We start from the raw sequence: 14538 nt of genomic DNA on the forward strand, positions 1-14538 counted from the left end.
AGCGACCTCGAGCCGATGGCGCCCGGAGCTGGACAGCGAAATGCGGAGGGCGCCGGTTAGCGACGTACAGATTGGAGGGGTTCTGACGAGATAAAGGAAACACGGCGACGAAGGAGCCGATGTTGACTTATCGTAGGAAGATACCTGAAATCTGCTAGTCGCTGGCGCCCGGAGCTGGACAATAGAAAAGCGAAAGGCGATTGATTAGGGGCTTATGACCTCGAGCCCCTATCGCCTGCAGCTGGACACGGAAAGGCGGAGGGCGCCCGATAATCGGCGACAAGCGCTGGAGGTGAAGAACGGGTGGGTGCTTTTCAACCCACCTGATCTTCTCCGAAGCGACCTCGAGCCGATGGCGCCAGGAGCTGGACACGGAAAGGCGAACGGCGCGTTTTGAACGTCCATGATAGCCTGTCCTTTTTAAAATACTGTAAGGAGATCGTTTTATCATGTTATATGAATTGTTTACTTACAATTGGCAAATTAGGGACGAATGGATCGAATGGTGTGACAGTCTCTCTATAGAAGAATTAAACAAGAAACGGGCCGGCGGTATGGGAAGTATACTTTATAACTTATTTCATGTTATCGATTGCGAACAACTATGGATCAATCAGCTGCAAGGAACCCCCGTTATCCAAAGGGATATGAAAGAGACAGATTTGGAAGAAATTAAGGAGTTTTCATGTGTAACGAAAAAGGCAAGCGGGAGTTTTATTGAAGAGTATGAGAATAGCAAAGAGAAAAAACTGTTTATTCACACTTCAATAAACGGAATTCATAGAGAATGGACTTACGATAAGGTCCTCTATCATATTATTACTCATGAAATACACCATATCGGGCAATTGTCCGTTTGGGCCAGAGAAATTGGATTGAAACCAATTTCATCAGATTTGATTTTTAGAGATATTAAATTATAGTATAAATTCTTCAAGTATTAGCTTAACCATTACATATATCGTTGAAGAGCGACATGGAGAGATGTCCATAAATGAATCATAACACGTGTTCCATTTTCACAGCTAAGGGCGCGCTGTTCTTCGCCATAATGCTGGTAAAGCGCTGTATACAGCAATGGCAGAGCAACTAGGTATATCACCAAAAAGTTTAGCGACGAACGATCGGTGGCTCTAGCGAGGCGAACACGGTGAATCTGGAGCTTGTTGGGCTGAGCCCAGTAAGAATCCAGAAACCAAACCCCATATAACCGACAACAAAAACGGATCCAGACAGCCCCATTGCTCCGGATCCATTTTTATTGCTTATTACATCGATAAATAAGAACCTGGCTGAATATCTGCGATCAGGTAGTCCCCAGGATGGCTGCTCGTTATCCGGACCACCCGGCACTGGCTGCCGAGTGGCTCGACGATAAGCGGAATGCCGTTCCATTCGTAATGCATCTGGCTGCCAAACTGATCTTCACCGACTGGAAAAATCAATTCCGGCGGCACGATCGAATGAATGATCATTGGATCAGATCCCTTCCCTGCTGCTGTCCCTTCAGCGCAATCAACTCATTCAGCTTTTTGAGCGCCTCTCCGATGCCGCCGACTTCATCGATCAAACCACAATCTACCGCTTCCGGCCCGACGATATTCGTACCGATGTCTCGGGTCAGATTCCCTTTGGCAAACATCAGATCTTTGAACATATCTTCTGTGATGTTCGAATTCCGGACAACGAATTTCACGACCCGCTCCTGCATTTTATCCATGTATTCAAACGATTGCGGCACGCCGATGACAAGCCCCGTCAGCCGGATCGGATGAATCGTCATTGTCGCCGTTTCGGCAATAAAGGAATAGGAACAGCTGACAGCGATCGGCACACCGATCGAATGGCCGCCGCCAAGGACGATCGATACCGTCGGCTTTGACAGTGTCGAGATCATTTCAGATATCGCAAGCCCTGCCTCCACGTCGCCCCCAACTGTGTTAAGGACGACAATCAGCCCTTCAATCTTCGGATTCTGCTCAATGGCGACAAGCTGCGGAATGATATGCTCATACTTGGTTGTTTTATTTTGCGGTGGCAGCTGCATATGGCCTTCGATCTGCCCGATAATCGTCAAACAATGAATATTCGTATCCTGCCCCATGTTCGGGACATTCGTTTGGCCGAGCTGCTGGATTTTTTCAATGATTCCCCCTGGTGCGGGACTTGTTTCCCCTCCAGGTTTTGTTTCTTCCCGTTCTTCCTTGGACGAAAAATCGTTTGGCATTTGGTCCTCCTTCATGTATCACGATGATACGATTAGTATGACGCAGCCAGTAAGAAACATGCATCGGAGGGGGGAGACGCACGTACATTCAAAAAGAAAAAGCCTGTACCCGGCGAGGGCACAGACTTTGTGTTAAATTTCCATGATGATTGGTAAAATCATCGGGCGGCGCTTTGTCTTGTCATAAAGGAAATAATTGAGCTTGTCCCTTATCTCCTGTTTGATGCTCGACCAATCAAACGCGTCATTCGCCAAAGTATCTTCGACAATATCCCTGACAAGCTTCGCAGATTCTTCAATCAAGTGCTCCGATTCACGGACGTAGACGAAACCGCGTGAAATGATTTCCGGACCGGCAGCGATCTTTTTCTGCCGCTTGTTCAGCGTCACAACGACAGTAAAAATGCCGTCTTGTGACAGAAGTTTCCGGTCGCGAAGGACGATATTTCCTACATCGCCGACGCCGATTCCATCAATCAGCACATTTCCTGCAGGAACCCGGTTGCCTGGAGACATCCTGCCGTTTTTGTATTCAAGGATCTCGCCCTTGCCTGGGATGAAAATATTCTCATGTGGGATGCCGATCTCTTCCGCAAGTTTGGCATGCGTAACGAGCATCCGGTATTCACCCTGGATCGGTACAAAATATTTCGGCTTCATTAGGTTGAGCATTAACTTCAGCTCTTCCTGGCTGCCGTGGCCCGAAACGTGGAAGCCTCGTCCCGGCGAACTGACCTCAGCGCCGGCACGGCAAAGTAGATCAATCGTCTTGGAAAGGAATGTTTCCAGACCAGCTGAAGGAGTAGCTGTAATCAGTACCGTATCGCCCTCTTTGATGTTCACATGCTTATGGTTTTGGCGAGCCATTTTCTGCAGTGCTTCAATCGGCTCACCCATCGTTCCGGTTGAGATGACAACAAGCTGGCTGTCGTCATACTTCTGCATTTCGGACAGCTTGATAATCAGGTCTTCATCAGCAAGCGACAGATAGCCAAGCTTCATTGCAATTTCGAAGCTCTTTTCTATGCTTTTCCCAACCATGACGACTTTTCGACCATGCTCATATGCAGCATCCAGTGCCTGCTGGACACGGATGAAATTGGAGGCGAAACAAGCGACGATCACGCGTCCTTGCGCCGCGCGGATCACATTGCTCAATTCGCGGCCGATGGCTGTTTCGGATTTGGTGAACCCCGGTGTCTCTGCTTCCGTACTGTCGGACAGCAGGCACAGTACACCCGAATCGCCGACAGCGGCCATTTTTCCGATTTCCGCTTTGTAAGCGCCAGTAGCTGCCTGGTCGAACTTGAAATCTCCAGTATGGACGATTTTCCCCTCTGATGTGTGAATGACAACACCCAGTGAATCAGGAATGCTGTGCGTTGTATGGAAAAATGTTACTGTCACTCCGCCAAACTTCAAGCGCGAGTTTGCCTTAACCGTATGGAACTGTGCACCCGCTTTTTCACCGGCTTCTTTTAATTTTTCCTTCGCAAGCGCCACTGTCAGCCTCGAGCCATAGACGGGCGCCTTTAGCTTCCGCATAATGTAGGGAAGCGCTCCGATGGCATCTTCATGGCCGTGTGTAAGGAAAATCCCTTTGATCCGATCCTTGTTTTCCTCCAGCCATGTTGTTTCAGGAATAACGATGTCAATGCCGAGCATTTCGTTCTCCGGGAACATCAGCCCTGCATCGATGACGAAGATCTCCTCGTCCACCTCGATGACATACATATTCTTCCCGATCTCCCCCACGCCTCCGAGCGGGATGATCCTTATTTTTTCATTTATAGTTTTGGTCAAAGCCTTCTTCCTCCCATGTTGTATTCCCGATCTGCATCAGTACATCCATTATACTTGAAGTTGAAATCTCTGTTCAACAATTTCCCATTCACAAAAATTTCAGGGGTGTTTGGAAAAATCACGAAAGCCGGGCCTCCCTAGGAAGACCCGGCTCCTCATTCTTTGCAAAAATGTTTATTAAAGCTGCTTTTGAACATCGAGCTGCTGCAATAAATGAGCAACATCCCCACGCTCCTGCTCTGTTAAAGGTACGAGCGGCAGGCGAACTGGACCGACATCCAGTCCTGTCAGCTGCAATGCAGTCTTGACCGGAACCGGGCTCGGCGCCTTAAACAGTCCGCGCATAAGAGGCAGTAGCTGCCTGTGCAAAGCACCTGCTTCAGCTGTCTGTCCAGCGAGGAACAGGCGAATCATTTCCTGAAGCTCGTTGCCGATTACATGGCTGGCAACCGATACGACACCTGCGCCGCCAATCGCAAGCACTGGTAGAGCAAGACCGTCATCACCGCTATAAAGAAGGAAATCCTCATCTGTCCCTTCGATGATTTCCGCCATAGCATCGAGATTTCCGCTTGCCTCTTTTACCGCAACAATATTGTCGATTTTGGCCAGCTCAATGATCGTCTCCGGTTCAATATTGACTGCCGAACGACCCGGAATGTTATAGACCATAACCGGAAGCTTCGTTTCCGCTGCGATCGCTTCGAAATGCTTATAGAGGCCCGCCTGATTCGGCTTATTATAATAAGGGGCAACAAGCATAATCGCATCAGCGCCTGCATCTTCCGCCTTTTTTGTCAGCTCGATCGAAGCATACGTGTTGTTGCCTCCGGTTCCCGCAATGACAGGAACTTTGCCTTCTGCGGCTCTCACCGTATGCTTGAACAGGGCGACCTTCTCCTCGGAAGAAAGTACCGGAGACTCGCCTGTCGTACCTGCCACTACGAGCGAGTCCGTGCCGTTGCTGATCAAATGCTTGATAAGCTTCGTTGTTTTATCGAAATCAATATTTCCTTTGTTATCAAATGGCGTAACCATTGCTGTTGATACACGTCCAAAACGCACCATTCTTTCACACCTCTATCCGAATCTTTCCTTTAAATTTCTACCATTTCATCATGAAGGTGGAATTCCTCATGAAGGATATTCACTGCTTCAGCTAGATCCTTGCCATGGACAAGCACCCAGATGGTCGTATGGCTGTCCGCTGATTGCAAAATTTGGATTTCCTTCCCGGAAAGAGCTGTGACGATTCTTGACGCCACTCCCGGCACGCCGGCAATCCCTGCACCGACAACAGACACTTTTGCGCAAGAGCGTTCGACTATCGGCTGATAGCCTCTGCTTTCAAGCACGCGGACGGCTTTGGCAATGTGCTGATCGGAAACCGTATATACGACGCCGCTTGGTGAAATGTTGATGAAATCGACGCTGATGTCCTCCTGGGCCATTGCCTTGAATACTTCCGCCTGCAGATTATACTGCCCTTCTTTTGCATTCACCGTAATCTGAGAGACGTTCGGCACGTATGCTATGCCCGTGACGAGCCTTTCTTTTACATCACCAGCCTGGGGCATGCTGTTCATAGCCGTGACAAGAGTCCCCGGCAGTTCCGAATAGGTGGAACGGATCCGGATCGGGATTTTTGCCTGCATGGCAATTTCCACAGCACGCGGATGAATCACCTTTGCCCCTTGGTATGCCATATTGCAAACTTCAGTATACGTGACGACCGACAAAGGTCTCGCTTTCTCGACGATCCGTGGATCAGCTGTCATCATTCCGTTTACATCGGTGAATATATCAATCCATTCCGCCTTTAAAGCAGCGCCGAGAGCAGCGGCAGATGTATCGCTGCCTCCTCGGCCGATTGTCGTGACGTCGCCGTTTTTGCCGGCTCCTTGGAATCCTGCGACAACCACTGCATCCTTCGTTTCCAGTTCACGCAGGAGCCGCCCGCACTTCATTTCAAGGATCTTCGCATTTGTATGCTCGTTGTTTGTGACAAATCCGGCCTGCGCACCTGTCATTGCCGAGGCTTCAATTCCATTGTCATTCAGCATCCCGGAAAATACGACACTTGAAATTGTTTCGCCGCAGGACAACAGCATATCGACTTCACGGTTCGATAGCTTGCGGTCGGAGCTGCCGACGAGGGAAAGAAGTGTATCCGTTGCATATGGATCGCCGCTTCTTCCCATCGCGGAGACGACTACAACAACTTTATAGCCGTCCTCAATCGCCCGCTGGATATGTTTTAATGCATGGCTTCTCGTTTCCTCCGTCTGCACGGAAGTTCCGCCGAATTTCTGCACGATGATTTTCATGCTTACACCTCTTCTGTAGGTTAACTATGTTGTACGTGGGACAATAGGCCAAGCTTGACCAGGCTCTCAGCAATCTGAATCGTATTGAGGGCTGCCCCTTTCAGCAGGTTGTCTGATACAATCCAAAGGTGGAAGCCGTTGTCTTCATCAAGATCTTTCCGTACTCTTCCGACAAAAACATCATCCTTGCCGGCAGCCGCTGCAGGCATTGGATAAAGCTGCTCGGCCGGATTATCTTGAAGGGTCACACCCTGTGCAGAGGAAAGCGCACCGTGGAGATCTGCTACAGACACTCCGCTTTTCCCAAGCTCAATGTACACGGATTCGGAGTGCCCTGTTTCAACCGGCAGCCTGACACATGTGGCCGCCACCTTCAACTCCGGCATCTCCATGATCTTTTTCGTTTCATTGATCATTTTCAATTCTTCAAGCGTATAGCCGTTGTCGGCGAACATATCAATCTGAGGAATCGCATTGAATGCAATCTGATAATGTTTGTCGGCACCGCCAACAGGCAGGATCGCCGGCTCATATTCCTCTTCATCCAAAATCGCCTTCGACTGGCTGTTTAATTCATTGATGGCTGCAGCACCCGCGCCGGAAACTGCCTGATAGGTGGAAACAACTACCTTTTCAAGCCCGAATGCTTTTCTGATCGGCTCAAGGGCAGCGACCATCTGGATCGTCGAGCAATTCGGATTGGCAATCACCCCTTGATGATCCTTCAACGCATGCTCATTCACTTCCGGCACGACAAGCGGTACATCCGGATCCATCCGGAACGCACTCGTGTTGTCAACGACTACAGCCCCGCGCTTGACCGCTTCTGGTGCGAATTTCTTGGACACACTTCCGCCGGCACTGAACAGCGCGATGTCGACCCCTTCAAACGATTCTGGCACAGCTTCCTGCACGATAATTGTCTCGCCTCTAAACAGCACTTCTTTGCCCGCAGAACGCGAGGAGGAAAGCAATGTCAGCTTCTCAACTGGAAATTCCCTTTTCTCAAGCTGGGCGATGATCTGCCGACCGACCGCACCTGTTGCCCCCATTACCGCCACATGATAACCTTTTTGATCTGCCATCCTTATTTTCCCCTTCCACTCCATCAACATGTTGATTGCTATTTTTCGAATTAACCGATAATGATTATAGTATCATAGTTTCGTTATCTATTCTTTCATTTTAGCAAAAAATCCGCGGATATACTATCGAGAATATAGGAAGCAGGGCAATGGCGGCTATCAGGCGTCGCGGAACTTTTCTACAAGCACCGGCTGCAGCTGCTCTCCTCTAAGCGCTGCTTCGACCGTGTCCTCAAGCATCGGCATTCTCGCCACCATGGAAGTCGGCTTATTCACCGGATCGTCCTGTCCGAACGGGATAAAGTATACATGCTTTGCCGCCATTAGTTTCATCAAATTTACACCGTTCAGCCCGAGAGCATCGTTTGTCGATATTCCCAGCACGACCGGCTTTCGGTTTCGAAGTGTCGCCTTAGCTGCCATGAGAACGGGTGAATCCGTTAACCCGTTGGCAAATTTGCTCATTGAATTGCCTGTCATCGGCGCAATCACCATGCAATCAAGCGGGGCTGTCGGTCCAAGCGGCTCCGCTGCCACCATTGAATCGATTGCCTTTTTCCCTGTCAGCTCCTCAATCTTCCGGACCCAGTCTTCACCGTCTCCAAATTTCGTATCCGTATTTTTCAATGTGAACGTCACGACCGGAACGACATCTGCTCCTGCATTTACGAGCTTCTCCAGCTCTGGCATCACTGCCTCATAGGTGCAGTGAGAACCCGTCAGTCCGAACCCGATTCTTTTTCCCTGTAAACTCATGATTTTGACTCCCCTCGTGTTTGGTGATCTTCGGCCAATAAACCTGAAAGTACCTTCGCCAATATTTGACCTGCCGTCTTCGGTGCGACGATCCCCGGAAGCCCTGGTGCGAGCAGTGCCTTGATCCCCCTCTTTTCAGCATAGCGGAAATCTGTCCCTCCTGGCTTTGAGGCAAGATCGATGATTAGAGAGCGCGGCGGCATCTTTGCAATCACGCCGGCGTTCACTATCAAATGGGGAATGGTGTTGATGCAGACATCAATGTCCTGCACTTCCTCGCGAAGATCATTCAGATGGAATGGGGTCAGTCCCATTTCCGTAATCCTGGCGAGATGCTCGCTCTTTCTTGCTCCGACTTTCACCTTTGCCCCAAGCAGCGCAAATGTTCTCGCCACCGTCATTCCGACCCTCCCAAGCCCGAGAACGGCGACGGAAGATTGGTGGATTGTAATATCCGTATTCTGAATGACCATCATGATCGTGCCTTCAACCGTTGGAATTGAATTATAAATAGCGACGTCATCACGCTCAAACAGCTTCACCAACTTCCGGTTCGCTTTTTTGGCAATCTCATCGAGATACGCATTGCTGATACCAGAATAAATTTTGCAATGGGATGGTGTTTTACCAAACATTTCTTTCGTGAGCACGACCTTTTCATTCGAAAAAATTGTTTCAACCACTCCGTCTAGATCCGTGCCGGGAACCGGCAGGATCAACGCATCCATTTGTGAAAAGTCCAATTCGCCGATCTTTTCTTTGATGGCGCCAGCGAAAGGAATGCCAACCTGCTCAAAGCCAATTAAATACAGCTTTGCATCCAGCTCGGTCAGGCTCTTGATGATCTCAAGCTGCCTCGCATCTCCACCGATAACAGCCACCTGCATCCCTGTTAACATCAAGCTGCTTCACCTTCTTTGCTTTTGCTATCCTTGCAAAACCTTGCTTCCATACAGTATGTAATCCGTCATGAAGCCGTGCATTTGCCTGCAATGGAATCAATAAAAAAACAGCAAGGGCGCCCTTGCTGTTCAAAATATTTCCTTATTTACTTAGGTAGGCATCGATTCATCCATTGACACCATGTCGCACGATCACCTTGCAGGCTCCGGCACTTCCAGGATGATCATATCCTTGCCGATTGTCCGGATAAATCGCCAAGGCACCTCGATTTCTTGCCCGCCCTTTCTCATGCTCCATTTACCCGCCGGGATGATCAGATGATTGATCTGCCCCGTACGCGGATCGATGTCGAGATCCGTCTGTCCCAATACTCCAAGACGTTCCGCTTTCCTGAAATCAACAATCTCTTTCCCTCCCAGTTCACTCAGCCTCATTCCGTCCCTCCTTTCCCTGCTTGTATCAATATATGGGCAGAACGAATAAAAAAACCCCTTTTTTATAAAAAGGGGTCAGGATCCAAATGATTTACGCTACGCCCGCCGGCATCTTCGTTTCAGGGCTGATCAAAGAAATCGTAAAATCATCGGAGAAAATTTTATTCGCCATGCTGATGACGGTGTCGACCGTCACACGGTCGATATCCTGAATGATCTCATCAAGAGACCGATGTTTTTCGAGCAGCAGTTCATTCTTGCCATTCCGGCTCATCCGGCTCCTTGTGCTCTCAAGACCAAGCATCAAGCTGCCTTTGAGCTGTTCCTGGCTGTTCGTCAATTCCTTCGCTGTAATGCCGTCCCTTTTCAGAACTGCAAGAGTCTGCTGGACAGTTGCAAACAGTTCTTCCATCTGGCTCGCGCCTGTGCCTCCATAAATGGTGACAAGTCCGCTATCCTTGAAGGATGAGTGATAGGAGAAGACCGAATAAGCGAGTCCCTTATCTTCACGCACGTCTTGGAAAAGGCGCGAGGACATGCTGCCGCCGAAAATATTGTTCATGACGATCAGGTCATAAATACCGTCATCGTAGATGGGCAGCCCTTCAAAGCCGATGCAAAGGTGAGCCTGTTCGGTGTCCTTTTGCTTCGAGATTTGGTTCGGATGGAAAACCGGCTTCCCTTCCGATTGCGGGCGCACCCCGCGTTCGAAATGGCCAAACATGTCTTCGACCGTCTGAATGAAGCTTTCTTCGATGTTCCCTGCAATCGAAATGACGATGTTTTCCGGTGTATACATATCATGGACGTACTGCTTCAGCATCTCGCTCGTAAAGCTTGAGAGCGTCTCTTCCGTGCCAAGGATCGGATAGCCGAGCGGATGGTTCTCATAAGCGGCTTTCGCTAATAGATCATGGACGATATCATCCGGTGTATCTTCATACATCTTGATCTCTTCAAGAACGACATTCCGCTCCTTGTTCATTTCATCAGAATCGAATTTTGAGTTAAAGAACATGTCCGCCAATATTTCAAGCGCAAACTTGGAATGCGTGTCGAGGACTTTCGCATAGTAGCAAGTGTACTCCTTTGATGTAAATGCGTTAACCTGGCCGCCGATGGAATCAAATGCTTCAGCGATATCCCGTGCTGATCTCGTTTCCGTTCCTTTAAAGAACATATGCTCCAAAAAGTGCGATATCCCGTTGTTTTTTTCATTTTCATCTCTGGATCCAGTTCCGATCCAAACCCCCATTGCTACGGAACGAACAGTCGGAATGTTTTCGAGGACGATTCTGACTCCATTTTGACAAGTATATTTTTTGATCACAGCAATTCCTCCTATTCTCGGTGCAAACAGCATCACGGATTTAAAGCATTATTTTACCATTCTTTCCTCTTCCATCAGCTTTGAAACCGTGCCTATCTTTAACTCTTTCTTCTTTAGCTCTATTATTAAGGTTTCCAGTGATTTTGCTGTCGGGTCTGTCGGGTGCATGAGAATCATCGCACCGGGATGGACTTTAGAAAGCACTCGGTTAAGCAATTCGGCTGGGGACGGCTTTTTCCAGTCTATGGTGTCGACAGTCCACATGACCGTTTTCAAGCCGACAGAGCTTGCAATCTCCACCGTTTCCTGGCGATAGCTTCCAGCCGGAGGCCCGAACCATTCTACTTTCTTTCCTGTTATCGCTTCAATGACCTCATTTGTCTTCACGATCTCTTCACGGCTCTTTTGGGCGCTGAGTTTTTCCATCAGCGGGTGAGTGTAGGAGTGGTTGCCGATTTCATGGCCAGCGTCGGCAATCGATTTTGCCAATGCCGGATTTTCCTTCACCCAGCGCCCTTCCAGGAAAAAGGTCGCGTGGATCTGATGCTTCTCCAATGTCTGAAGCATTCCCGGGATATATTCATTTCCCCAAGCGACATTAATGAGAAAACTGACCATTGGCTTATCCGGATGCCCCCTGAAAATCGGCATAGGCTCCAAGTCGTCCAAATGCACTTTCGGAGGCACTTGAATAAAGACGAGCTTCCGCTCATCAAAGCGCTTGTCCTTCTTCATTTTATCGTAGGATGCCTTTACATCGACTTTCAATCCATTGTATCCCGGCATCGCTTTCCAGACACGATCAATTTTGGCATCTTGCGGCGGCGCTTCGAATTCCGGCGCCCTGCGTTCAATTTCCCCGTACAGCGAATCCCGCTTTGTGGAAACCTGTAAGGCATGTCCTTTCAATTCATGAATATATTGGGTTGTAAACGGATTTACTACAGCAGATACTGATAGAATAACAATCAGCATTAGACCAATCAAGTTTTTCGCACTAAACATACTCATCCCTCCTTGTCTCTAGTCTATGGCAGAGAGAGATGGGTAGAACTTTAGAAAAGCGGAGGGCGGCTGCCTAGGGGCGACAAGCATAAGGCGAATACGGAAAAAGGCGCTTTTGGCCTTTGTCCGTATTTGACTTATGACCTCGAGCCCCTGCCGCCCGCAGCTGGACACAGAAATGCGGAGGGCGCCGTCTAGCGACGTACAGATTGGAGGGATTCTGACGAGATAAAGGAAACACGGCGACGCAGGAGCCGATGTTGACTTATCGTAGGAAGAATCCCGAAATCTGCTAGTCGCTGGCGCCCGCAGCTGGACACAGAAATGCGGAGGCGCCTTGCTCGGCCCCGCTAAGACGGAAACAGATTTTGGCCATAGGCTTGACGCCAGCGGCCAAAAAGAGAAGCCAGGCGCGTTGCCTGGCTTCTCTCTGCTTATTCGCTTTTGCCGCTCTCGGCTTGCTCCTGTGCTTTTTGTTCTTTCAGCACGGCTTTTCGGGAGAGGTTCACTCTGCCCTGGTTATCAATTTCTGTCACTTTTACAAGCATTTCATCGCCGATTGCGAGGACATCTTCCACTTTATTGACCCGCTCTTCAGCAAGCTGGGAAATATGGACAAGTCCATCTTTACCAGGGAAGATTTCAAGGAAAGCGCCGAATTTTTCAATCCGTTTCACCTTACCCATATACAGTGCGCCGACTTCTACTTCACGGACGAGATCTTCGATGATCTTTTTCGCTTTCTGGTTCATCGCTTCATCAGAGGAAGCAATGAAGATTTTTCCGTCCTGTTCGATGTCGATCTTGACGCCTGTCTCTTCAATGATCTTGTTGATCTGCTTGCCGCTTGGCCCGATAACATCACGGATTTTATCCGGATTGATACTCATCGTCAAAATCTTCGGTGCGTATGGAGAAAGTTCTTTTCTCGGTTCGGTAATAGCGGAATTCATCGCTTCAAGGATATGCGCACGGCCCTGTTTAGCCTGCTGCAACGCTTCTTCAAGAATCTGACGGGAAAGACCCTCAATCTTGATGTCCATCTGAAGGGCTGTGATGCCTTTTTCCGTACCAGCAACTTTAAAGTCCATATCGCCGAGATGGTCTTCCATCCCTTGGATGTCGGTCAGGATTGTATAATGCTCGCCTGACTTCACTAGTCCCATTGCAATTCCGGCAACCGGAGCTTTGATCGGCACACCTGCATCCATCATGGCCATTGAGCTCGCGCAGATGCTCGCCTGTGAGGAGGAACCGTTTGACTCGAGCACTTCAGCAACAAGACGGATTGTGTACGGGAATTCCTCTTCGCTTGGAATAACCGGCTCTAACGCACGCTCGCCCAAAGCACCATGCCCGATTTCGCGGCGGCCCGGCCCACGGATTGGACCTGTCTCCCCGACGCTGAAATGAGGGAAGTTATAATGATGCATGAAACGCTTCGTCTCTTCAATGCCAAGTCCATCAAGTATTTGTACATCGCCGAGTGCGCCAAGTGTACAAATACTGAGCGCTTGAGTCTGTCCCCTTGTGAATAGGGCAGAACCGTGGGTTCTTGGCAATAGATGAGTCTCTGTCGCAAGCGGACGGATCTCGTCCACTTTTCTTCCGTCAGGACGCACTTTGTCAACGGTGATGAGGCGGCGGACTTCTTCCTTCACAAGCTTGTCAAGAATCTGCTTAACTTGCTTCATTTGGTCTTCATCCGCTTCATTCTCCGTGAAGTGTGCGATTACTTCGTCCTTAACAGACTGGATCGCTTCCTCGCGGGCATGCTTTTCTTCCACCTGGATAGCAGAAACAAGCTTTTCTTCACAAAGATTGCGAACTTCAGTTTCAAGCTCAGCATTAAGTTCGTAAAGTTTAATCTCCTTTTTTTGCTTGCCGACTTCAGCAGCAATTTTTTCTTGGAATGCGATCAGGCGCTTGATTTCTTCATGACCGAACATGATCGCTTCCAACATTGTCTCTTCGGAAACTTCCTGAGCTCCCGCTTCAACCATGTTTATTGCTTCTTTTGTACCAGCGACAGTCAAGTTGATGTCACTTTTTTCCATCTGCTCAACAGTCGGATTAATAACAAAATCTCCATCCACACGGCCGACGATGACTCCTGCAATCGGGCCTTCAAACGGAATGTCCGATACAGTCAGAGCGAGTGATGAACCGAACATTGCTGCCATTTCCGGTGTGCAGTCCTGGTCCACGCTCATGACGACGCTGACTACCTGAACCTCATTCCGGAAACCGTCGGCAAACAATGGGCGGATCGGACGGTCGATCAGACGGCTCGCCAAAATCGCCTTTTCGCTTGGCCGGCCTTCACGTTTAATGAAGCCTCCGGGAATTTTCCCTACCGCATAAAGACGTTCTTCATAGTTAACTGTCAACGGGAAAAAGTCGACTGATTTCGCTGTTTTTGAAGCGGTCACAGTGCTTAGCACCGCTGTATCGCCATACCTGATCAGTGCGGCTCCATTTGCCTGTTTTGCCAGCTGGCCGATTTCAACTGTCAATTCACGGCCTGCCCAATCAATGGTATACGTTTTCTTCTCTTGCAATTCCATTGAGATTCCTCGCTTTCTCCAAACGATGCAACGATCGTTATATAGTGTTCGCATTTCAGCTCATTTTTCCGGTGCCATTTGCTGGTATGCCGCCTGCTGTC

13 protein-coding genes are annotated in these 14538 nt (G+C 49.2%); 1 reads left to right on the forward strand and 12 read right to left on the reverse strand.

What is annotated here, in order from left to right; translation table 11 throughout:
- Positions 1 to 449: 449 nt before the first annotated feature.
- On the forward strand, positions 450 to 923 hold the full coding sequence (locus AC0TWI_RS02185; protein WP_488124697.1) for a DinB family protein: 474 nt from the start codon (positions 450 to 452) through the stop codon (positions 921 to 923).
- A 345-nt stretch (positions 924 to 1268) separates the two neighbouring features.
- On the opposite strand, the gene AC0TWI_RS02190 is transcribed toward AC0TWI_RS02185, so the two are convergent.
- The 12 genes from AC0TWI_RS02190 to pnp all read right to left on the reverse strand — a co-directional run bounded on the left by AC0TWI_RS02190 (position 1269) and on the right by pnp (position 14437).
- Positions 1269 to 1475, reverse strand: coding sequence for a YlzJ-like family protein (locus tag AC0TWI_RS02190; protein ID WP_488124698.1), 207 nt, complete (start codon positions 1473 to 1475; stop codon positions 1269 to 1271).
- Positions 1472 to 2227 carry a ClpP family protease gene (locus AC0TWI_RS02195; protein WP_488124699.1) on the reverse strand — a complete coding sequence of 252 codons (756 nt, stop codon included), beginning with the start codon at positions 2225 to 2227 and terminating at the stop codon, positions 1472 to 1474. Before AC0TWI_RS02195 ends, AC0TWI_RS02190 begins: the two co-directional genes overlap by 4 nt.
- A 132-nt stretch (positions 2228 to 2359) precedes the next feature.
- Positions 2360 to 4030 (reverse strand): ribonuclease J, encoded by a 1671-nt coding sequence (locus AC0TWI_RS02200; RefSeq protein WP_488124700.1) that lies wholly within the window; start codon positions 4028 to 4030, stop codon positions 2360 to 2362.
- Between the two features lie 177 nt (positions 4031 to 4207).
- Positions 4208 to 5098, reverse strand: a complete 891-nt coding sequence (gene dapA, locus AC0TWI_RS02205; RefSeq protein ID WP_488124701.1) for a 4-hydroxy-tetrahydrodipicolinate synthase — start codon at positions 5096 to 5098, stop codon at positions 4208 to 4210.
- Positions 5099 to 5127: 29 nt separating this feature from the next.
- Positions 5128 to 6357, reverse strand: a complete 1230-nt coding sequence (gene dapG / locus AC0TWI_RS02210; RefSeq protein WP_488124702.1) for an aspartate kinase — start codon at positions 6355 to 6357, stop codon at positions 5128 to 5130.
- A gap of 20 nt (positions 6358 to 6377) precedes the next feature.
- On the reverse strand, positions 6378 to 7442 hold the full coding sequence (gene asd, locus AC0TWI_RS02215; RefSeq protein WP_488124703.1) for an aspartate-semialdehyde dehydrogenase: 1065 nt from the start codon (positions 7440 to 7442) through the stop codon (positions 6378 to 6380).
- A gap of 159 nt (positions 7443 to 7601) precedes the next feature.
- On the reverse strand, positions 7602 to 8198 hold the full coding sequence (dpaB, locus tag AC0TWI_RS02220) for a dipicolinate synthase subunit B (protein ID WP_488124704.1): 597 nt from the start codon (positions 8196 to 8198) through the stop codon (positions 7602 to 7604).
- Positions 8195 to 9097, reverse strand: coding sequence for a dipicolinic acid synthetase subunit A (gene dpaA, locus AC0TWI_RS02225; RefSeq protein WP_488124705.1), 903 nt, complete (start codon positions 9095 to 9097; stop codon positions 8195 to 8197). The genes dpaB and dpaA overlap by 4 nt, the downstream gene beginning before the upstream one ends.
- 195 nt (positions 9098 to 9292) lie before the next feature.
- The gene (locus AC0TWI_RS02230) at positions 9293 to 9535 is read right to left on the reverse strand and encodes a YlmC/YmxH family sporulation protein (protein ID WP_488124706.1); all 243 of its coding nucleotides are present in this window, start codon (positions 9533 to 9535) and stop codon (positions 9293 to 9295) included.
- A 91-nt stretch (positions 9536 to 9626) separates the two neighbouring features.
- Complete coding sequence (locus AC0TWI_RS02235; RefSeq protein ID WP_488124707.1) at positions 9627 to 10865, reverse strand: M16 family metallopeptidase; 1239 nt, start codon at positions 10863 to 10865, stop codon at positions 9627 to 9629.
- Positions 10866 to 10913: 48 nt separating this feature from the next.
- Positions 10914 to 11870, reverse strand: coding sequence for a polysaccharide deacetylase family protein (locus AC0TWI_RS02240; RefSeq protein WP_488124708.1), 957 nt, complete (start codon positions 11868 to 11870; stop codon positions 10914 to 10916).
- A 434-nt stretch (positions 11871 to 12304) separates the two neighbouring features.
- Positions 12305 to 14437: a polyribonucleotide nucleotidyltransferase gene (pnp, locus tag AC0TWI_RS02245; RefSeq protein WP_488124709.1), complete on the reverse strand. Its 2133-nt coding sequence runs from the start codon at positions 14435 to 14437 to the stop codon at positions 12305 to 12307.
- Between the last annotated feature and the right edge of the window lie 101 nt (positions 14438 to 14538).

It is taken from the genome of Lederbergia sp. B243.17, from assembly GCF_057657925.1.